We start from the raw sequence: 20,237 nt of genomic DNA, 5'->3' as shown, positions 1-20,237 counted from the left end.
TGGTAGCTAACGTCTCGTATGCGAGCTGGTGAGCTTGATTGTCCGCAGGACAATCCGCTAAGCAAGCGAGCACGGAATTTCGATTCAAGAACAAATTAAGCATTGTTTTTATATGTTGTTGGCACTTGGCTTTTATACCTCATAATTCCTGATTTCCTTGACCTATCTTATGCTTTGCCTTTCGACCTCCCATATTCGTGGCATAGCCTATAATTGTCTCTGTTTTCTCGGTTTCTTCTTTTTTAAAATTTAATATCACAGAACAATCATCCTTAATTGAAATCCATACAGTTTTACTTTCCCCAGGTTCTAATTCATCAATCATTTTCGACTCGCAACCACTAATATTTAAGTCCGTTAATTTTGAGTCAGTGGGATTGACTAAAGTCAGACGGATAGTGTTTAGAAGAATTAGCATTAGCCAGAAGTAAAAAAAGGCAACTGGAATATTTAGCAACATAATTCCACTATTTAAAAGCAGCTTTTTCCTTAAAATTCTATTGTTAACTGCTTCTACTAATGATGCTATGAAGACAGCAATATTGACAATAACTATTACAATTATAGATATATAACCTATGAGCAGTAATTCCGATTTTTCGGTGAAGAAGAAAAGTCCGATTAAGATCGACCCAATGATAAACGAAATCAGAGCTACAGTTTTACCTAACCGGTCTTTTTTTAAATACTTCATTTTTTAAGCTTGGTGCCAACGTCTCGTATAAAAATGGTGCGAGCTGGCGAGCTTGACTGTCCACAGGACAATCAGGCGTTGCAAGTGAGCACGGACTTCCGATTTGAGACAGGTTTTAGCATTGTTTTTATACGTTGTTGGCATTAGTTTTAATTTTCCCAATTAGAAATTTCTTTCCAGCTGCTTCTCCACTTTGGCAACAATTATTTTTTAAACTCTTCGAATATCTCATCGAACCCAAAAATCAAACTATGGCCGTAGCTTAATCCTTTATTAAGTTTGATGTCCTTTGATCCGTAAAATGAAATATCGTTTTTTGCCACGTCAAGGATAAAAATTTTAAGTTCGAAAGATTCAACATCATAAGAAGGCTCTCTAATTAAAATAGTATTTCGACTTGTGTAACTTTTTTCCAGTTTTAAATTGGGCTGCACATAAGGTATCAACAAAAATTGTGTGTTGTTTTCTTGAAATAACTTACTATTAGGCATTTTTGGAAGATTTACAGAATTCAATTCATTATTCGAAGCAGAGATTAGGAAATTAATAAAGTCAGGAGTTAGTTCTTTATTTAAACTTATTTTATTTTTTACTTTATACTTGTTGGAGTCATTTAATAGAATTGAATCGAGAGCATGATTTTGATATTTTATTAGATTGGATCCTGCTTTTGAGGATGATTCTTGATCATTATTAAATGAATAAAAAATATCTGAAAAATCCATACTTTTTATTTCTCTGTAAGAAATATCGCCTTTTTTTACTTTAGCGCTTTGACAGGAAAAAACAAGGAGTATTATTAAAACTGATGTAATTCTTTTAATCATAATGGTGAAATTTAATTATTGCCAACGTCCCGCACAGACTTTCGAATCGAGACAGGTTTGAGCATTGTTTTTATATGTTGTTAGCAAATGGTTTATTTTCTAATGGAATCAAAGGAAGCCAATGCTTTGTCAAGTTCCTTTAAAGAGTCCCTATCGATAAGAGTTGTATCGATTCTCAATTCTGACTTATCTGTTTCTATAATATAATCTCCTGCAAACTTTTTGAATTTTCGAACCTTATTCAGTTCTACTTTTCTTGGGAAGAATGACGTTTTGTAAATAAATCCGTTCTCGATCTTTAAGTATTGGTTAAAATATTCGAAAGTATAATGTGATATATATCCAAGTGACAGGATTATCCATATCCAAAATGGCCAATTGCTGCTATCTACATACAAAATATTTATAGTCAGAAGGATAAGCCAAACAAACGTCATAATAAGGTAAAACCTGGAGCGGCTCTTTTTATATCTAATTTTCATTGATTTGATTATTATGTTTAATGCAATCGGTCAGTTGCTTATAACTATTTGCTAACGTCTCGGCTATCAAAAGTGGCGTGTAGGGAAGATTGCATTTTCAGTTGAACCGGCTGTTTCTTAGGGAAATAAATGTAGGAAAATAGTTCTCAAAAAAGCCATTTTTGGATAGCCATTGTTGTAATTAGTACTCATTGTACCGTTCATACCTTTGTTGAACCTGTGAATATTCTTTCCCTCCAATTTCTTTAATTTCGAAATCAAGTTTTTTTAATTGCTCAATTTGTTTATCTACTTCATCAGATAAATCATCTGCCAAATGGAATACAATTCGTCTTGATTTTTCAATTCCATATTCCCTGTTTTTAAAAAAAGAAACTCTTTCAATTATTTCTCCAATTGGTTCCTGTTCCTTTCTTTGTCTTTTATAGATTATTGGAATTGTTTCAAACACTTTTTCTACAAATAGTAGAGTATCGTTTTTGTAATACTCTGTCTGATTATTAAACAAATCATACTTATTAGAATTTACTTCTAATTTCGAAATTCCATTTGATTCGTAAGAATAGATTGTTATTCTATTATTTGAATCCTTTTCAAGTGAATCAGCTTGCTTAACTATGGTGAAATCTTCTTTTTGTTTTTTAATTATGTTCTGATAATCCGTTGTCCAATCACTTTTACAACTAATAAATAATCCAATCATAAAAATTGGAAGTAACCTGTGTATTTTTTTCATCTTTTGAGTATTAATTACAACGTCTCGTATAAAAACTGTGCGAGCTGGCGAGCGTGATTGTCCGCAGGACAATCGGCTAAGCAGGCGAGCACGGACTTTCGAATCAAGACAGGTTTGAGCATTGTTTTATATGTTGTTGTAAAATGTTTTATTCGAGTGTTATGTCAGTCAGACTATTAAAATCAAGAACTTTATCCTTGGGTTTGTCCGTCCCCCTCGTTTTAAATGGATTCACAAATATTTCAATTATTTGATCTGAATTTGTATCAATAGTCAGTTCATAATTTTTATTGATCATCAAATTTAACGGCAGTTGGCTCTTTGCTATTTTAAATTCTCCATAATTCTCGAAATCTGTCATCAATAGTATGGAATTATCTGTAGAAGTGACTTTTGTACCTATTCCCAAATCGGAATCAAGATATTTGGCTGAAAAATAAGGCTTAATAATCATTTTTATTTCAAGGCTATCCTTAGAATAGGAGGTGTTAGAAATAATTTTGCTTATACTATCAATCGGTTGATCTGAAAGGGTAAAATTTAATTTGAGTTTATTATTATTTAATGAATAATCTCCAGAACCGTATTCATTAACCTCATAACGTGCAGGAGTAGGTTTAATTCCCTTATTTGTTCTGTCTTTGAATGTGTTTGGAGAAACTCCATTAAAGGAAGTATATCCGAATTTGCTGTTGGGTAATAGATAAAGAATCACAGACCGGTCCTGAGTAGTGTAGATTTTTATATCCGGCTTATTCTGTCCGAAAGAACTGCTGGAAATAAAAAGAGTAAATATGCCCAGAAAAATAATTTTAAGATGATTCATTTTTAAATATTTTACAACGTCCCGTGTAAAAACAGTGCGAGCTGGCGAGCGTGATTGTCCGCAGGACAATCCGCTGAACGAAAGAGTACAGAGTTTCGATTCGAGACTGATTTAAGCATTGTTTTTATACGTTGTTGGCAACTGGCTTTTTCCAATTTATTCTCATTCATTCCAGAAAACAGGTTCTTCGCGTTCCCTCCGATTCCAATAATGAGTGTTTAAGTAATTATAAATTAAAAAAGAGAGTTGAAGTCTTTCTACATCCGATTCAAAGTCAATCATTTCGCTGTATTCTCTAATTTCGGGAATGTAGTCGGTAAAGCCTTTCATTTGTATCTTATCGAAAATATCCTTTTTCTTCGCTACACGTCTGGATTGATTTTTTTCCACAATAGTGAGAGGGCAATAGTCATAAATGGAAGTTGTAGTTACAGCGGTTCCACTTATAAAAGCTAAGAACGAATCCTGTTCATACAATTTAATTATTAAGTCAGCCGCAATTTTGCTTTTTTCAAGTAAGTCGATTAAATTTTTATAATCCTTTTTGTTTCTGCCTTCTAGGACATTATTTGAAACTAACTTTTCTTCAAAATCCGCAATAGTATCAAAGAAGTCGAAATTATTTTTGTTCGTCAATTCAGAGCCAGCAAATTCTTGAATATTGTTAACCGAGCTTAGAATTTGTTCATTAATGCATTCTTTCAAGTTTTCATTTGTCCGATCCTTTTTTGTAGCACAACTATTTAGGATTAGAAGTAGAATTATTAAGATGGAAATGCCCTTCATTGGGTTTATGTTTTTTTAGCTTGTTGCCAACGTCTCGTATAAAAACTGTGCGAGCGGGCGAGCGTGATTGTCCGCAGGACAATCCGCTGAGCAAGCGAGCACAAACTTTCGATTTGAGACTGACTTAAGCATTGTTTTTATATGTTGTTGGCATTTCGTAGTTGATGCACGATTATTATTTTAAGCTACCCATTTTGAAATCAATTGCTTCAAGCTGTATTTTGATTTTCGGAATTTGAGATTTGAATCTATCCGATTTCTTTTTTCCGACAAGAAACGGCATACTATGATCCCAGGCTACTTTGTAGAGTAGTATTCTATAAATCCAATTGAAAGGGAAAAAATTTAATTTACTTTTACCTTCGTATGGCCTTAAGGCTTTATATGCGTTCTTTTTTATATCATCATCTAGATCAGATCGAATTAATTCTGTTAGAATTTTGTCAATCTGAAACCTAAACTTTCTAAATTGTTCATCAGAAATTTCATTTTCTTCAATAAGGTATTCTGATTCTTTAATCAAGATTTTAATCCGAGTATTTAAGTTTGTTTTGTCTGCAAACATTTATTTAAGTTTTAATCGGATTTTTACTTTTTACTTTAACCTTAATTGAACTATGAATGCCAACGTCCCGTATAAAAACAGTGCGAGCTGGCGAGCGTGATTGTCCGCAGGACAATCCGCTAAGCTAGCGAGCACGGACTTTCGATTTGAGACTGGTTTAAGCATTGTTTTTATACAGTGTTGTAAAACGTTTTTAAGTTTCCTTTGAGTAAATCAGAATCGAAATTTTCTAATTTCTTATTCTGTTACTTTTTATCATCAAATGCCAATACTTTACAGCTTAAAAGTGTAAATAATTATTACGATTATAATATAAATCAGTCCAACAATTAATAATGGAACAAATGTCCATTTCCATTTAAGCTTTTTGGTCAGATTTAAATTCCACAACAAAATCAATCCCATTATATAAAATGGCAAGGCAAATAAAGTGGTATATGGAAGCATGGCAAATAATGCAGAAACTGAAATCAGGATTTTCGTCAACAATTTCAATTTCACGTCAGATATGTATTTCGAGACTTTCAATTTCGTTTGTTAAATGTTTTACAACGTCTCGTATAAAAACTGTGCGAGAGGGCGAGCGTGATTGTCCGCAGGACAATCCGCTAAGCAAGCGAGGACGGACCTTCGATTTGAGACGGGTTTAAGCATTGTTTTTATATGTTGTTAGCACCAGTATTTACTCGCAATTTTTTGCCAGTTTTTCAAAATCTTCATCAATCTTAAAATGGTCATGTTTTTTAACTCCCAATTTTAAAGCCTTTTCGAAATCTTTGCAGGCTTGTTTCTTATTCCCAAGCTTAAGATTTATTCCTGCTCGGTTTAAGAATCCAATGTCATAATTCCGATTTATTTTGAGTGCTATATTAATATCTTCAAGTGCTTTCTGGTTTTCATTAACGTCCTGATAAAGAGTCGCTCTGTTGTTATATAGAATGTGTAAGTTTGGTTGATTAGGATATTGGTCAAATATTTTTTCGTAATCCTCTAAAGCCTCATCAAACAATTTCATTTTTGTTTTAAGATTGATTAGGTTGGCGAGAGATTTAAAATCTTTGGGATTAACTGCTAACTGTGATTCTAAATCAGTTTTTGCATCCTTATAATTTTCAAGCCTAATATTTGCATATGCTCGGTCAAAATAAATGTCGGGAAATGAAGGTTTTTCTTCGATTATTTTTGTGTAGTCAGATATTGCCATTTGAAAGTCTTCAGAATCTAAATAAGTATTAGCTCGTGCATAACGCACATTCAAATTCTCAGGATATAGCTCTAAAGATTTAGAAAAGTCATTTATCGCAAGACTATATTCTTTCCGCATTCTATAAATATTTCCTCTATTGGAATAAGGTCCAGGGGAATCTGGGTAAATGTCTATAGCTTTATCAAATACTAAAAAAGCTTCTTCAATATTTCCTTTTTTTGCTAATTCAATACCTTGTGAATTCAGTTCCTCAGCTGTTTGAGATAGTAAATGTTGAGTGGCAATAAGTAAAATTAGTACTGGTAATATTTTTCTCATAATTGTTTATTTTTAATTGGTGCTAACGTCTCGTATAAAAACAGTGCGAGCTGGCTAGCTTGATTGTCCGCAGGACAATCAGGCGTTGCAAGCGAGTTCGGACTTTCGATTCGGGACAAGCTTGAGCATTGTTTTTATATGTTGTTATGCTACGTATTTATTTCTCCCTGCAGTTGTTTAAAGCACTTTTTGTTGCCGAAAATTTTTCTCAAATCCGCAATAAGTAATTCTGCCTTATCCTTATCAAATATTGGTACAAAAATTAGAGATACTGATTTATTTACTCCTATGAATAACTCTAAGTATAAAACTGCCTCGTCCGGTTCAAAAATTGCCTTTGAGTCGGCTGTCTCATATTGATTATCTACTTCAAAAAAAAGCTGTTCCAGCAAGTTGTGCTTTTCCAGGACATTTAAAACTTTTTGATTTTTTATAATGTCCGATTTAATGTCAATACAAGGATTGAGATAAATGTTCTCCACTATTTGGTCCGTTACCAGTCCGATATAAAAGTCCGAATCAGGTACTATAATCGTTACGCTCAGAGATTCAGCCGAAGCTTTCAAATCGGATGTAATCTTTTCGGCTGTTAAAACTTCTTGAGCAAAAGAAGCCATAGAAAACAGCAATAGAAAGAGTCCGGTGATGAGGAATGTTTTTTTCATATGTAGCATAACGTCTCGTATAAAAACTGTGCGAGCTGGTGAGCTTGATTGTCCGCAGGACAATCAAGCGTTGCAAGCGAGCACGGACTTTCGATTCAAGACAGGTTTGAGCATTGTTTTTATATATTGTTGCCCACAGTACTATTTTAATTTCACCAACTTTCCTGGCATTTCGTACCGCAGTGAATCATTTTCAATTACTCCAGAATAAGTCAAAGTATCACCTTCAATTTTCAAAACCTCTACTCTAATGCCGCCTGATGCATTTATATATCTTGCCAGTTCATCTAAGTTGTTTGAATTCTCATTATAAGTCAGGATGTAATTACAGTCGTCCTTGTACTTTATGTCAATTAAGGTTTCGTCTCCTTTTTCATCAAGTTCTATTTGCTGACCATTCTTTCTCGTGATTCTGTAAGATTCTGCATTTAGAGAATCAGCTGGGATCAGGAATTCTCCCGTTTTAAAGTCCTCACACGTTTTTTCTTGTGCGCAGGAACTAAACCCACATATTAAAAGTGCACTAACTAAATTTTTTTTCATATTCTTCTTTGTATTGTGGGCAACGTCTCGAATAACGCAAGTTGCGGCTTGGGAACTCGAATTTGTCTGCTAAGCTCTCTTTTAATGGTAGTCAAAAATGCCATTTTTGAGAGGTATTCCGCAATTTGTGTTATTCATTGTTGTAGATAGTGTTTTGTACTTCAATTTTTCTAATCAATTGCTTCCCACTTTTTTATAGATTCCACTTTATTATTTTTAAATTTTATAATCATTGAGTGGAACTTCCAACCCATTCCGTGACCTTCGCTACCTAAATTGTAGTTCCAAGTGGATGAAGTGTCCTTTTCTAAATCGAATGGATTGTAAGGTTCTCCAAGTAGGTTAAAAATTTCATTTTTTGTTCTTCCAATTAAGGTGTCGCTTTGAACTATATCGATAAACATCTCGTGTCTATCATTAATGTTTTCATTCCAACTTCTTTTATTAAATTCTCTTGTTGGGTGATATTCATAGAAGAAGAAAGCTAAAATTGTCAAGATTATTAAATTATATATGAGAGGTGTTAAAATTAGCGTGGATAAAGTAGTCAGGAGAATTTTGATTTTTCCATTTTTATACCATCTGCCCAGTATTCGATAGATAAAATAGAACATTACCGATCCTAAGATCAGAAGGTAAAACCAATCCTTTGAAAAATCTATATGGCTTTCAAACATTCTTAAACATTATCTACAACGTGGCGTATAAAAACAGTGCGAGCTAAGCGAGCTTGATTGTCCGCAGGACAATCAAGCGCAGCAAGCGAGGACGGAGTTTCGATTTGAGACTAAATTTAGCATTGTTTTTATATAGTGTTGTGAGCCGTTGTTTTAATTTAAAGTCCGTTGCAAAGAGGTCTTTAAAATGACCTTTTTGACTGGTTTTCCTGGTAAACACCATCGGTCAAAAGTCCGCTTTATTCACAAACTATACCTTCCAAAAATGCCAAAAAAAGCGCCACTTGCGGCTGAGTAATGTTTTTTCACGTAGCTTTTTTTCTGCGTTTTTACACCAGCAGCAGCACAAAAGCGGAAATTTCCTAATTGCGCTCCCCTCCTGCCTGCAATGGCTCACAACGTCTCGTATAAAAACTGTGCGAGCTGGCGAGCTTGATTGTCCGCAGGACAATCAGGCGTTGCAAGCGAGCACGGACTTTCGATTTGAGACAGGTTTGAGCATTGTTTTTATATGTTGTTGTAGCACGTCTTTTTACTTCCGTTAGATTATGTCCGTTTTCTTGAGAATCAGATACAGAATTACTATTGGAAGAACTACTAATAACCCAATCCTCATCAGATAATAAGCACCTTCGTCGACTATGTCCTGTTCTGAAAAAGAATCACCTATGGATTTCGAAAAATTCCTTGTCCGTAACCTAATGATCAGAATCCCTATGGGGAAAAAAATTAGTCTCATTTTATTTTATTCGCTTCCTTTTTTTGATGTGCTACAACGTCCCGTATAAAAAAAGTGCGAGCTGGCGAGGGTGATTGTCCGCAGGACAATCAAGCGCTGCAGACGAGCACGAAGTTTCGAATTGGGACAGGTTTGAGCATTGTTTTTATATGTTGTTGGCAACCGTTATTTTCTTGCCTCAATTTCTATTTGATTTCTCAGGTAAGTATTTAAATCCGTTTTCTTTACACCCAAATGATTTTCAATTGCCACATAATATTCTTCATCTGTTTTCCCACTTCTCATAAATTTTTTTAAAAGGTTCCATCCGCCTTTTTCAAAAATTCTCTTGGCGATTAAACCTCCCAAGACGTAATGATAAGCTGTTCGGTTATCCAAATTGGCCAACCTAAGCATATCGTTTAAATTTATTTCAGGATGTTCTTTTAAATATTGATTTGTCCGTTTTATATGCCATTCCAGAGTTTTTCCTCGGCTGCCACCCAAAAAGGTTGCTACACCTTCCGAAACCCAGAAATGTTTTTCAGGAAAATGGTCATCTATTTGAACGTGAAAAACCTCGTGTGGGTAATATTCACCTAAGCCTCCACAATAGACTTTGTCATCAGCCGCTTTTCCACTGGGTCTGGTTTCTCCACCCTGTCCGATATAATAATCAATTCCCTTTAATCTCTGGATTTCATCATAATCGTCCGCTAAATAATATTCAAATGGTTTAGGGCTAACTCCTAAATTTTTACAGGTTTCCTTTATAAAGTCATTTAGCTGATTAGCTTTATCATAATTAAATTCGTGATATTCTGGATAGTAAAAATCTACCAAACCGACAGTGGTACAATTCCATTTTTTTCGGCTATCTGTCAGCCAATTGTAAAGTTTGAATTTGCCGTTTTCCTTTTTAGCTTGATAGTTTACTATGGCTAAAATATATGGTGTTCCATCTTCTTTAGTGTAAGAAAATTGAGCTTTGATTTTATAGGTGTTATTATCAGATTTTATACTCAGCATGTGGACGGGAAATCCCATATATAGCGAAGGTTGAAATTCACTTTCTAAGAAGTCAAAGTTTTTGTGTTTTTCCTGCTCGGTAGAATTCCAATACGGACTTTCCAATTTATTTTGAGGATTTGAAGCTAAATAGTTTTCAAACAATTTCATTACTTCTATTATGTCCTGGTCTGAAGAGTCCACAATATGGTTATAAGTCACTTTCTGTCCAAAAGTGGCAGTACAGAAAAGGAGAGTTATTAATATATGTAAGAGTTTCATTTCTTAATGGTTGCCAACGTGGCGTATAAAAACAGTGCGAGCTAAGCGAGCTTGATTGTCCGCAGGACAATCAAGCGCAGCAAGCGAGGACGGAGTTTCGATTTGAGACTAAATTTAGCATTGTTTTTATATAGTGTTGTGAGCCGTTGTTTTAATTTAAAGTCCGTTGCAAAGAGGTCTTTAAAATGACCTTTTTGACTGGTTTTCCTGGTAAACACCATCGGTCAAAAGTCCGCTTTATTCACAAACTATACCTTCCAAAAATGCCAAAAAAAGCGCCACTTGCGGCTGAGTAATGTTTTTTCACGTAGCTTTTTTTCTGCGTTTTTACACCAGCAGCAGCACAAAAGCGGAAATTTCCTAATTGCGCTCCCCTCCTGCCTGCAATGGCTCACAACGTTTCGTATAAAAACAGTGCGAGCTGGCGAGCTTGATTGTCCGCAGGACAATCAGGCGTTGCAAGCGAGCAAAAAGTTTCGATTCGAGACTTATTTTAGCATTGTTTTTATATGTTGTTGTGCGCAGGCTTTTTTACTTTTTCCCGTATTTTATCTTAAGATTAAGCAAGAACAAATAGGTCATATGCTTCCTTAAAACATCATCTCCAAAATCCGTAAAAACAAACATATCATCCAATAATTCTTCATCGTTGTAAGGTCGGCGAACGAACTTTTTCAAAATATTTTTATTAATATTCAAGCAGTTACAACCATTTTTATTGTCAAGGATTTCTATGTCTGAGCAAAAGGAAAACAATTCTAAGGAAACAGAATAGAGATCTAAATCGGTTAAAAATTCTTGGTCAATCTTTGCGTAAAGGTCCGCCTGGTTTTCATTCTCAAAGAGTTTGGTGAAAGCATATAAATAGTCTTTCCTGTCAGTTCCTTGCAGTACTCCGTTCTTGATTAAAAGCTTCTCCGCTTTATCCATTTCTTGATAAAAATCAATTCCTTTGTGGCTCAATTTTGAATCCATACAGCTTTTGTAATAATTACCAGGATCTTGTGCAAAAGAGGAGACTGTAGTTATTAAAGAAGCAAAAATGAACAGATATAGGTTCTTCATTGAAATGTTTTTGAGTTGTGTTTTTTTAGCTTGCGCACAACGTCTCGTATAAAAACTGTGCAAGCTGGCGAGCGTGATTGTCCGCAGGACAATCCGCTAAGCAAGCGAACAAGAAGTTTCGATTCGAGAAAGGTTTAAGCATTGTTTTTATATATTGTTGGCATACGTTTTACTTAACGCTTATTAGTTTCTGTAAAAAGTCCGAGAGATCTTCAGTCCGCTTTATTCTTTTGTCGGTGCCAATATTTAAAATTAAGGGTTGGTTATTAACTGTACCATAGGCTATGATTTTGAACATATCTCTATTTTGATTTTCTATTTTAAACACAACTCCTTGTAAATCAAATCCAAATGATTTTAATGAAATATCTGATTTTCTTTTGAAGTTTTGTTGGCTGCTGAATTGAGTAATAAATTGTTCTGGAACAGTTTTTAGCATTTCTTGGTTAAGATACAACCACTGTATAGTTGAACCGTTGCAGTCCAATAGTTCATATGCTGAAGCTGCAATACAATTTTCAGGTACGGCAATTTTTATCCCTGCGTAGTTTAAAGAATCTATACTTTTTTCAGCCTGTCCGAATAAGATGATCGGAAAAAGTAAAAGCAACAGAAGTAATGTTTTTTTCATATTTTGAGTTTAATGTATGCCAACGTCTCGTATAAAAACAGTGCGGCGATTGCCAGCGTTGATTTTCCGCAGGAAAATCAGACGCAGCAAGTACGCACATACTTTCGAATCGACTCTAAGATAGCATTGTTTTTATACATTGTTGCCAAATAGTGCTGCCCGTCAGAGTGAGCCGTTTCGTTTTTCAATCCGCTGCGTTTTGTTTTTAAAGTTTATTTTTTCTTACCTCTCAAAAAGGCATTTTTACGTCCGATTTATTTCTCCGGTTGAGTGAGAAAGTCCGCTGCACTTTCTTTCGAAACTCAATTTTTCTTACCTCTCAAAAATGATGTTTTTACAGCTTCTTTTTTTTCTCCGCCTGAGTGAATGATCCGCCGCAATCCTTCTTTTAAAACTCAATTTTTCTTTCCTTTCAAAAATGGCATTTTAGAAGTCTGTTATATTTGAGTCAGGTTTTATTTTTCCCACGTTTCGTTGGTCAGCAGCATTTTTGGCAACGTCTCGTATAAAAACAGTGCGAGCTGGCGAGCTTGATTGTCCGCAGGACAATCAAGTGTTGCAAGTGAGCACAGACTTTCGAATCGAGACAGGTTTGAGCATTGTTTTTATATGTTGTTGCCACACGTATTTTTACCCTCCTTTATTAATATTATCCGGTTTTGGCGGTGGTGGTGGCGGGGGAATTTGTCTGAAATAATCGAAAATAAATTTCAACTGAAGCGTATCTTTTACTTCACTATTAACTTCGTCAAACGTTCGGGTTAGATTTATTAAAGAATTTTTCAGTTCGTTTGCGGTTCTGTTGGTGTCCAGAGTAATTTCAACTCCGGCACGTACAGACGAATCAGGATACCGCCAATTTTTTCCATTATTGGTATAATGCCTTTTAAGTAACCATTTTAATTCGCTAATTGGATAACCATCGTCAATGAGTATCGAATCAGATGTAATGCTTAAAATGTTCCTTTCTCTATAGAGTCCGTTCCCACGAACATATGGTTTAATCTTTTTTAAAATCTGACCGTCTTTAAATTCAATAACTGACTTTACTTCGTTGTATTGATTTTGACCGATCCAACTTGTGATTTCCCTAAAATTCATATTTGTTTTATCCAGGTCTAGTTTCTCAATTGAATCCTGTTTCGAAATCGGAAAGGTTGGATAATATCGAATCTCCGTTGTTCTTGTTTTACAACTTAGAATCAGTAATAAAGACGCTATGAAGGCAGTTTTTCTCATATGTGTGGCAACGTCTCGTATAAAAACTGTGCGAGCTGGCGAGCGTGATTGTCCGCAGGACAATCAGCTAAGCAAGCGAGCACGAAATTTCGAATTGAGACTGATCTAAGCATTGTTTTTATATGTTGTTGGCATTAGTTTTAAGCCGCTGTTCTCGAACTTTTTTTGATTTCAACGATCCGAATCTGCTCGAGTTTAATTCATAATTTCACGAACTATCATAACAATGCCGATCAATAAAAATCCGAATCCGCCAATATAAATTCTATAGACGTACCCGAATCGGCTCCCAACATCTTTAGATTGACTTTTTGCAAATATTAATACCAGAATTCCGATGAGAATCAATAAAGCACCTATAATTATATCTACTAAATCCATTTTATATTTGAGGTCAGTTTCCTCCGTTTTCTAATTAATGCCAACGTCCCGTATAAAAACCGTGCGGCGATTGCCGGCGATGATTTTCCGCAGGAAAATCAGACGCAGCAAGTACGCACAGACTTTCGATTCGACACTAAGATAGCATTGTTTTTATACATTGTTGCCAAATGCACCGCCCGCCCGAGTGAGCCGCGTCGCTTTTAATCCGTTGCGTATTGCTTTTAAAGTTTAAGTTTTCTTACCTCTCAAAAAAGGCATTTTTATATCAGATTGTTTTTCTCCAATTGAGTGAGAAAGTCCGCTGAATTTAGTTTTGAAACGCCAATTTTCTTACCTCTCAAAAATTATATTTTCAGTGCTTCTTTTTTTCTCCGTTCGAGTGAGAAATCCGCTGCTTTTCATATCTGTTTAAAACTGGCACACTGAAAATCAAAATAAAACCAAATGCAAGCGTGTATTTATTTATATAATTATTGCCAAATATGTAAAGGGTGAAGATTATAATACTAACAATTAAAAATAGATACTTCAAGTAAGGCAAAAATTTCATAACTCTTTAAAATTGAATATTTACGTTCTGTTGATCAGCGGTGTTTTTGGCAACGTCTCGTATAAAAACTGTGCGATCTGGCGGGCGTGATTGTCCGCAGGACAATCAGGCGTTGCAAGCGAGCACGGAACTTCGATTCGAAACAGGTTTAAGCATTGTTTTTATACGTTGTTGCCACAAGTATTTTAATCCGTTGAATTAGATACAAAATTTAAGATATCTCGATGAATTAGAAATCTTTTATATTCTTTATACGAATCCTTAATTTTTAACTCCTCAGGATCAAAATAAGCAACTTCGATTTTTTCTTGTTCTGATGTCGGATAAAGGGCGAGAGTCAGAGTATCAACTTCCCTAATGAATTTAAAGTGATGCGTCGGTTTTACACCGTTCCATTCGATAAGGTCAGTAGGAAAATAACTTGTACTGTCCTTTAGGAACTTGGATAAATTACTTAATTCTTCCTTATCCGCTATTTTTTGCTCAACCCCGGTTTTCTCATTTGTGATTATTATTTCTTTTACACTGTCCATCTGATAATCCACATACTGCTGTTCAGAGGGTTGATCGAAGTTTAAGCAAGAGAAAAGAACACTTGAGACAAGGAATAAGATAAAGAGTTTGATGTTTTTCATATTTGTGGCAACGTCTCGTATAAAAACAGTGCGGCGATTGCCGGCGATGATTTTCCGCAGGAAAATCAGATGCAGCAAGTACGCACAGACATACGATTCGAGACTAAAATAAGCATTGTTTTTATATGTTGTTACCTCACGTTTGTTTGTCCGCTGTGACCATTCCAGCTATGAGTTAATGTTCATATTTTCCCTAACATCCAGCTTAAACCGAACCGATGCTTCCACGTCCGAGTAAAGTCCGCTTCGTGATTGACCAGAACCGTTGCCAAATAGAGGTCTAAAAAATGGCTTTTAGGAACCGACTTTTTGAACCGGAAACTGCGATTGGCATAATCAGAAACCTTACCTCTCAAAAATGGCAAAAAAGAACTGTCTTTCGAGTGAATAATGTGAGGTAACGTGGCGTATAAAAACAGTGCGAGCTAGCGAGCTTGATTGTCCGCAGGACAATCAGGCGCAGCAAGCGAGGACGGAGTTTCGATTTGAGACTAAATTTAGCATTGTTTTTATATAGTGTTGTGAGCCGTTGTTTTAATTTAAAGTCCGTTGCAAAGAGGTCTTTAAAATGACCTTTTTGACTGGTTTTCCTGGTAAACACCATCGGTCAAAAGTCCGCTTTATTCACAAACTATACCTTCCAAAAATGCCAAAAAAAGCGCCACTTGCGGCTGAGTGATGTTTTATCATGTAGCTTTTTTTCTGCGTTTTTACACCAGCAGCAGCACAAAAGCGGAAATTTCCCAATTGCGCTCCCCTCCTGCCTGCAATGGCTCACAACGTCTCGTATAAAAACTGTGCGAGCTGGCGAGCTTGATTGTCCGCAGGACAATCAGGGGTTGCAAGCGAGCACGGCTTTCGAATTGAGACAGGTTTGAGCATTGTTTTTATATGTTGTTGGCACCAGTTTTTTTCTTTTCTGTCATTTTCTCTTCACAAAGATCAAATTGGAGAGTATTCCCAATCTCGGTGGTAAACTCGACTAAACAAGAGTCAGTTTTATAATTCACATAATCAATTTCAGTGTCCTTTTGATACAGATAAATTGGAGACCAGGGAGGTCCTGCAAATCCGATGCAGCTTTTTTCTCTTATTTCATACCCCTCTATTTCCCAAATCTTGACAGTCTCACATTTCTCTTGAAAAGCTGCTGATACAAACGACAGAAACAGATACCATCCTGCAATTCCCACAACAGTCAGACTTGCTACCGTCCAAAGTAATGCCTTCCATTTTTTTCGAACTACCAACCAGATAATGAAAATTAGAATCGGTATTATTATGAAGTAGAGTAGTATCATTTTTCAAATTGGTGCCAACGTGGCGTATAAAAACAGTGCGAGCTAAGCGAGCTTGATTGCCCGCAGGACAATCAGGCGCAGCAAGCGAGGACGGAGTTTCGATTTGAGACTAAAATTAGCATTGTTTTTATATAGTGTTGTGAGCCGTTGTTTTAATTTAAAGTCCGTTGCAAAGAGGTCTTTAAAATGACCTTTTTGACTGGTTTTCCTGGTAAACACCATCGGTCAAAAGTCCGCTTTATTCACAAACTATACCTTCCAAAAATGCCAAAAAAAGCACCATTTGCGGCTGAGTGATTTTTTATCACGTAGCTTTTTTGCTTTGTTTTTATAACTCCAGCTGCCGATCAACCTGAGTTTGCCCGACTGCGCTCCCCTCCTGCCTGCAATGGCTCACAACGTCTCGTATAAAAATAGTGCGAGCTGGCGAGCTTGATTGTCCGCAGGACAATCAGGCGTTGCAAGTGAGCACGGACTTTCGATTCGAGACTAATTTAAGCATTGTTTTTATACGTTGTTACCCAATGTGCCGCCCGCCTGAGTGAGCCGCCCGAGTAATCTAAGTTCTATTTTTTTTGTTTTTCAGATCTGAGTGAGAATCCGCTGCTTTATATTTTGAAACTCTGATTTTCTTACCTCTCAAAAATGATGTTTTTTAGTTGCTTTTTTTTCTCCGCTTGAGTGAGTGATCCGTCGCAATTTTTCATTTAAAACTCACTTTTTCTTTCCTTCCAAAAATGGCATTTTAGAGGTCTGTTATTTATCCGAGTCAGTTTTATTTTTTCCTGCGTTTTGTTTGTCAGCGGCATTTTGGGTAACGTGGCGTATAAAAACAGTGCGAGCTAGCGAGCTTGATTGTCCGCAGGACAATCAGGCGCAGCAAGCGAGCACGGAGTTTCGATTTGAGGCTAAATTTAGCATTGTTTTTATATAGTGTTGTGAGCCGTTGTTTTATTTTAAAGTCCGTTGCAAAGAGGTCTTAGAAATGACATTTTTGACTGGTTTTCCTGGCAAACAACATAGGTCAGAAGTCAGCTTTATTCACAAACTATACCTTCCAAAAATGCCAAAAAAAGCGCCACTTGCGGCTGAGTGATGTTTTATCACATAGCTTTTTTTCTGCGTTTTTACACCAGCAGCAGCACAAAAGCGGAAATTTCCCAATTGCGCTCCCCTCCTGCCTGCAATGGCTCACAACGTCTCGTATAAAAACAGTGCGGCGATTGCCGGCGATGATTTTCCGCAGGAAAATCAGATGCAGCAAGTACGCACAGACATACGATTCGAGACTAAAATAAGCATTGTTTTTATATGTTGTTACCTCACGTTTGTTTGTCCGCTGTGACCATTCCAGCTATGAGTTAATGTTCATATTTGCCTGTACGTTGAGCTTGAACCGACCGTCCGTTCCCGCGTCTGAATAAAGTCCGCCGTCGTGATCGACCAGAACATTTGCCCAATAGAGGTCTCAAAAATGGCTTTTAGGAACCGACTTTTCGAACCAAAAACTGCGACTGGAATTATCAGAAACCTTACCTCTCAAAAATGGCAAAAAATAATTGCCTTTCGAATTGATAATGTGAGGTAACGTCTCGTATAAAAACTGTGCGAGCTGGCGAGCGTGATTGTCCGCAGGACAATCAGGCGTTGCAAGCGAGCACGGAGCTTAAAATTGAGACAGATTTGAGCATTGTTTTTATATGTTGTTGTGCATAGGCTTTTATTCCGCGAGTTCCCTCACAATTTCGATTTGTCCTTTCACAATTTCTTTTGCTTCTTCCTTCCAAGTTCTTTTGTACTCCTCATAATCAATTCCTGAATCTGGCGGTGGAGGTGGTGGAAGTTGTCCGATTGGTTCTAAAAGATGATTAGTTAATCCGCATTGGTTGAGTAAAATTCCCTTGATCCATCTTTCCAAAAAATAACCATTGTCCCTTTTGATCAACGATAGGATTACAGCTTGCGGGATTAATTCCTGAAATTCTTTGTCCCTCCTTTAGATTCCCCTTGAAAACTTCACAAACTACAATTTCATATTCAGAACCGCTTTCCTCAATCCGCTGGACATCCCCAGTGAAAACTAATTCAACATTTCTAAATTCCGCTTCAGTTGCGCCTTTCCAGTTTCCAACTGGTGCACACGTGCAATTTTCTCTTGATTCTGAAAACCAAATGAAAAAGGTTAGTATGAAAATAAAGTACTTCATTTTTTTTTAGCTTATGCACAACGTCTCGTATAAAAACAGTGCGAGCTGGCAAGCGTGATTGTCCGCAGGACAATCCGCTGAGCAAGCGAGCAAAGAGTTTCGATTTGAGAACATATTAAGCATTTTTTTTATACAATGTTACCTGCTGGCTTTATTTTCCATTCAAGTAGTCATATTTCATAATTTCATCAAGTTCATCGTCAATATTTTCATCAAATTTTAGATTATAAAGCATCCATTTATCTTTGCTTTTATAATATTTAAAAATGAACCTTAATGGTTGTCTATCATATTTAACCAAGTAAACAGATACTTTAAGACTTTCTCCGAGCGATTTTTCAGTCAGTTTTTCAAATCCGATATATTCACCCATTAGGTTTGCATATTCCCTCAATTGAAATTTTACTTTTTCTGTTCCATCTTTATTTTCTCCCATCCACTTATTAGTTCCAAAAATAAAGTCAAATGCCTCATCTGTATTTGATTCATAAATTTTAAAAAATTTTGAAGTCAATTCATCAGTGGAATTTTGTCCAAAAGAAATTGACGTAATTAAAGTCAGACTTAATAGTAAAATTGTTTTTCTCATATTTTAGGTTTGGTTTTGTTCAGCTTGCAGGTAACGTGGCGTATAAAAACAGTGCGAGCTGGCGAGCCTGATTGTCCGCAGGACAATCAGGCGCAGCAAGCGAGCACGGAGTTTCGATTTGAGGCTAAATTTAGCATTGTTTTTATATAGTGTTGTGAGCCGTTGTTTTATTTTAGAGTCCGTTGCAAAGAGGTCTTAAAAATAACTTTTTTGACTGGTTTTCCTGGCAAACAACATCGGCCAGAAGTCAGCTTTATTCACAAACTATACCTTCCAAAAATGCCAAAAAAAGCGCCACTTGCGGCTGAGTGATGTTTTATCATGTAGCTTTTTTTCTGCGTTTTTACACCAGCAGCAGCACAAAAGCGGAAATTTCCCAATTGCGCTCCCCTCCTGCCTGCAATGGCTCACAACGTCTCGTATAAAAACTGTGCGAGCTGGCGAGCTTGATTGTCCGCAGGACAATCAGGCGTGGCAAGCGAGAACGGGCTTTCGAATCGAGAGTTTTAGCATTGTTTTTATACAGTGTTGCCAAACGTTTTTAATCACATATTACCAATTGAAGAATCTTTTGGTAAGGGAGGTGGTGGTGGAATTTTTGTGCGGTCAAAACGTTCAAACAAAATATTATATTTAAAGAAATCTGGGTTGGATTCTGAGTTGAATTTGTCGAATTGTACTACTATTTCTTTTAAGACCTTTTTTGTTGTTGATATATTTTCATTTTTTTCAATGTACAAATGAATTAGAGCAGGTTTTATATCATCTTTATCAAACTGAAAATTAAAAGGTTTAGATGCTATTTCATTTAATTCTTGTTGCAGATTTTCAATAGGTATTTTTTTATTATTAAATAAGTCAGTGATTATTGAATCATTCTTAACTATGATCAAGTTTCTTGCAAAATAACAAGCAGTTTCATTCTTGGTTGGACATCCGGTTATACCGGTTAAGAAATATTCTTTTTCCTGAAATGTAAATTTTAGCCCTGAAATTTTATTCTGACATGTCAGCTTTTCCATTTCTGATATTAACTCACTATAATTTTGGACAGAATCAATATCAATCACCTCAAAATTACTTTCAGTTTCTAAGCTTCTGTAATCAGTTGAATAAACCCTTTGGTTATTTGAAGTTTCTTCAAACTTCTCGCAACTAACAGTTGTAAGAATCAGAATCAATATGTAAATCCAATTTTTCATTTAAATGTTTGGCAACGTCCCGTATAAAAACAGTGCGAGCTGGCGAGCGTGATTGTCCGCAGGACAATCCGCTGAGCAAGCGAGCAGGGAGTTTCGATTT

General features: G+C 36.0%; 20 protein-coding genes. All 20 read right to left on the bottom strand.

Translation table 11 applies throughout. From position 1 onward, the window contains the following. Positions 1-139: 139 nt before the first annotated feature. The gene (locus tag OU683_RS06565; RefSeq protein WP_268136466.1) at positions 140-694 is read right to left on the bottom strand and encodes a hypothetical protein; all 555 of its coding nucleotides are present in this window, start codon (positions 692-694) and stop codon (positions 140-142) included. 203 nt (positions 695-897) lie between these two features. Next, positions 898-1,521 (bottom strand): hypothetical protein, encoded by a 624-nt coding sequence (locus OU683_RS06560; protein WP_268136464.1) that lies wholly within the window; start codon positions 1,519-1,521, stop codon positions 898-900. A gap of 92 nt (positions 1,522-1,613) precedes the next feature. Then, positions 1,614-2,003: a hypothetical protein gene (locus tag OU683_RS06555; RefSeq protein WP_268136462.1), complete on the bottom strand. Its 390-nt coding sequence runs from the start codon at positions 2,001-2,003 to the stop codon at positions 1,614-1,616. Between the two features lie 181 nt (positions 2,004-2,184). Further along, positions 2,185-2,739 (bottom strand): hypothetical protein, encoded by a 555-nt coding sequence (locus OU683_RS06550; RefSeq protein ID WP_268136460.1) that lies wholly within the window; start codon positions 2,737-2,739, stop codon positions 2,185-2,187. Between the two features lie 148 nt (positions 2,740-2,887). After that, positions 2,888-3,565, bottom strand: a complete 678-nt coding sequence (locus OU683_RS06545; protein ID WP_268136458.1) for a hypothetical protein — start codon at positions 3,563-3,565, stop codon at positions 2,888-2,890. A 162-nt stretch (positions 3,566-3,727) separates the two neighbouring features. Then, positions 3,728-4,351: a hypothetical protein gene (locus OU683_RS06540; RefSeq protein ID WP_268136456.1), complete on the bottom strand. Its 624-nt coding sequence runs from the start codon at positions 4,349-4,351 to the stop codon at positions 3,728-3,730. Between the two features lie 175 nt (positions 4,352-4,526). After that, positions 4,527-4,916 (bottom strand): hypothetical protein, encoded by a 390-nt coding sequence (locus OU683_RS06535; protein ID WP_268136454.1) that lies wholly within the window; start codon positions 4,914-4,916, stop codon positions 4,527-4,529. A 682-nt stretch (positions 4,917-5,598) separates the two neighbouring features. Next, positions 5,599-6,441, bottom strand: a complete 843-nt coding sequence (locus OU683_RS06530) for a tetratricopeptide repeat protein (protein ID WP_268136452.1) — start codon at positions 6,439-6,441, stop codon at positions 5,599-5,601. 149 nt (positions 6,442-6,590) lie between these two features. Next, positions 6,591-7,106: a hypothetical protein gene (locus OU683_RS06525; protein ID WP_268136450.1), complete on the bottom strand. Its 516-nt coding sequence runs from the start codon at positions 7,104-7,106 to the stop codon at positions 6,591-6,593. Positions 7,107-7,247: 141 nt separating this feature from the next. Then, positions 7,248-7,649, bottom strand: coding sequence for a hypothetical protein (locus OU683_RS06520; RefSeq protein ID WP_268136448.1), 402 nt, complete (start codon positions 7,647-7,649; stop codon positions 7,248-7,250). Positions 7,650-7,819: 170 nt separating this feature from the next. Beyond that, positions 7,820-8,326: a hypothetical protein gene (locus OU683_RS06515; RefSeq protein WP_268136446.1), complete on the bottom strand. Its 507-nt coding sequence runs from the start codon at positions 8,324-8,326 to the stop codon at positions 7,820-7,822. Positions 8,327-9,230: 904 nt separating this feature from the next. Then, complete coding sequence (locus OU683_RS06510) at positions 9,231-10,223, bottom strand: hypothetical protein (RefSeq protein ID WP_268136444.1); 993 nt, start codon at positions 10,221-10,223, stop codon at positions 9,231-9,233. 642 nt (positions 10,224-10,865) lie between these two features. Beyond that, complete coding sequence (locus OU683_RS06505; protein WP_268136442.1) at positions 10,866-11,399, bottom strand: hypothetical protein; 534 nt, start codon at positions 11,397-11,399, stop codon at positions 10,866-10,868. A 169-nt stretch (positions 11,400-11,568) separates the two neighbouring features. Beyond that, entirely contained in the window at positions 11,569-12,030 is a 462-nt protein-coding gene (locus OU683_RS06500) for a hypothetical protein (RefSeq protein WP_268136440.1), read from the bottom strand. A gap of 630 nt (positions 12,031-12,660) precedes the next feature. Further along, on the bottom strand, positions 12,661-13,269 hold the full coding sequence (locus OU683_RS06495) for a hypothetical protein (protein ID WP_268136438.1): 609 nt from the start codon (positions 13,267-13,269) through the stop codon (positions 12,661-12,663). 1,119 nt (positions 13,270-14,388) lie between these two features. After that, the gene (locus tag OU683_RS06490) at positions 14,389-14,838 is read right to left on the bottom strand and encodes a hypothetical protein (protein ID WP_268136436.1); all 450 of its coding nucleotides are present in this window, start codon (positions 14,836-14,838) and stop codon (positions 14,389-14,391) included. A gap of 887 nt (positions 14,839-15,725) precedes the next feature. Beyond that, positions 15,726-16,139 carry a hypothetical protein gene (locus tag OU683_RS06485; RefSeq protein ID WP_268136434.1) on the bottom strand — a complete coding sequence of 138 codons (414 nt, stop codon included), beginning with the start codon at positions 16,137-16,139 and terminating at the stop codon, positions 15,726-15,728. Between the two features lie 1,868 nt (positions 16,140-18,007). Next, positions 18,008-18,346, bottom strand: coding sequence for a hypothetical protein (locus tag OU683_RS06480; protein ID WP_268136432.1), 339 nt, complete (start codon positions 18,344-18,346; stop codon positions 18,008-18,010). Between the two features lie 151 nt (positions 18,347-18,497). Continuing rightward, positions 18,498-18,935, bottom strand: coding sequence for a hypothetical protein (locus OU683_RS06475; protein WP_268136431.1), 438 nt, complete (start codon positions 18,933-18,935; stop codon positions 18,498-18,500). Between the two features lie 545 nt (positions 18,936-19,480). After that, positions 19,481-20,137, bottom strand: coding sequence for a hypothetical protein (locus OU683_RS06470; RefSeq protein ID WP_268136429.1), 657 nt, complete (start codon positions 20,135-20,137; stop codon positions 19,481-19,483). Between the last annotated feature and the right edge of the window lie 100 nt (positions 20,138-20,237).

Source organism: Salinimicrobium sp. TH3 (assembly GCF_026676115.1).
Lineage (GTDB): Bacteria > Bacteroidota > Bacteroidia > Flavobacteriales > Flavobacteriaceae > Salinimicrobium.
This window is presented reverse-complemented; position numbering and strand designations above follow the sequence as displayed.

Coding starts and splice junctions, on each gene's coding strand:
- OU683_RS06565 (WP_268136466.1), bottom strand. CDS start 694: ATGAAGTATTTAAAAAAAGACCGGTTAGGTAAAACTGTAGCTCTGATT.
- OU683_RS06560 (WP_268136464.1), bottom strand. CDS start 1,521: ATGATTAAAAGAATTACATCAGTTTTAATAATACTCCTTGTTTTTTCC.
- OU683_RS06555 (WP_268136462.1), bottom strand. CDS start 2,003: ATGAAAATTAGATATAAAAAGAGCCGCTCCAGGTTTTACCTTATTATG.
- OU683_RS06550 (WP_268136460.1), bottom strand. CDS start 2,739: ATGAAAAAAATACACAGGTTACTTCCAATTTTTATGATTGGATTATTT.
- OU683_RS06545 (WP_268136458.1), bottom strand. CDS start 3,565: ATGAATCATCTTAAAATTATTTTTCTGGGCATATTTACTCTTTTTATT.
- OU683_RS06540 (WP_268136456.1), bottom strand. CDS start 4,351: ATGAAGGGCATTTCCATCTTAATAATTCTACTTCTAATCCTAAATAGT.
- OU683_RS06535 (WP_268136454.1), bottom strand. CDS start 4,916: ATGTTTGCAGACAAAACAAACTTAAATACTCGGATTAAAATCTTGATT.
- OU683_RS06530 (WP_268136452.1), bottom strand. CDS start 6,441: ATGAGAAAAATATTACCAGTACTAATTTTACTTATTGCCACTCAACAT.
- OU683_RS06525 (WP_268136450.1), bottom strand. CDS start 7,106: ATGAAAAAAACATTCCTCATCACCGGACTCTTTCTATTGCTGTTTTCT.
- OU683_RS06520 (WP_268136448.1), bottom strand. CDS start 7,649: ATGAAAAAAAATTTAGTTAGTGCACTTTTAATATGTGGGTTTAGTTCC.
- OU683_RS06515 (WP_268136446.1), bottom strand. CDS start 8,326: ATGTTTGAAAGCCATATAGATTTTTCAAAGGATTGGTTTTACCTTCTG.
- OU683_RS06510 (WP_268136444.1), bottom strand. CDS start 10,223: ATGAAATTGTTTGAAAACTATTTAGCTTCAAATCCTCAAAATAAATTG.
- OU683_RS06505 (WP_268136442.1), bottom strand. CDS start 11,399: ATGAAGAACCTATATCTGTTCATTTTTGCTTCTTTAATAACTACAGTC.
- OU683_RS06500 (WP_268136440.1), bottom strand. CDS start 12,030: ATGAAAAAAACATTACTTCTGTTGCTTTTACTTTTTCCGATCATCTTA.
- OU683_RS06495 (WP_268136438.1), bottom strand. CDS start 13,269: ATGAGAAAAACTGCCTTCATAGCGTCTTTATTACTGATTCTAAGTTGT.
- OU683_RS06490 (WP_268136436.1), bottom strand. CDS start 14,838: ATGAAAAACATCAAACTCTTTATCTTATTCCTTGTCTCAAGTGTTCTT.
- OU683_RS06485 (WP_268136434.1), bottom strand. CDS start 16,139: ATGATACTACTCTACTTCATAATAATACCGATTCTAATTTTCATTATC.
- OU683_RS06480 (WP_268136432.1), bottom strand. CDS start 18,346: ATGAAGTACTTTATTTTCATACTAACCTTTTTCATTTGGTTTTCAGAA.
- OU683_RS06475 (WP_268136431.1), bottom strand. CDS start 18,935: ATGAGAAAAACAATTTTACTATTAAGTCTGACTTTAATTACGTCAATT.
- OU683_RS06470 (WP_268136429.1), bottom strand. CDS start 20,137: ATGAAAAATTGGATTTACATATTGATTCTGATTCTTACAACTGTTAGT.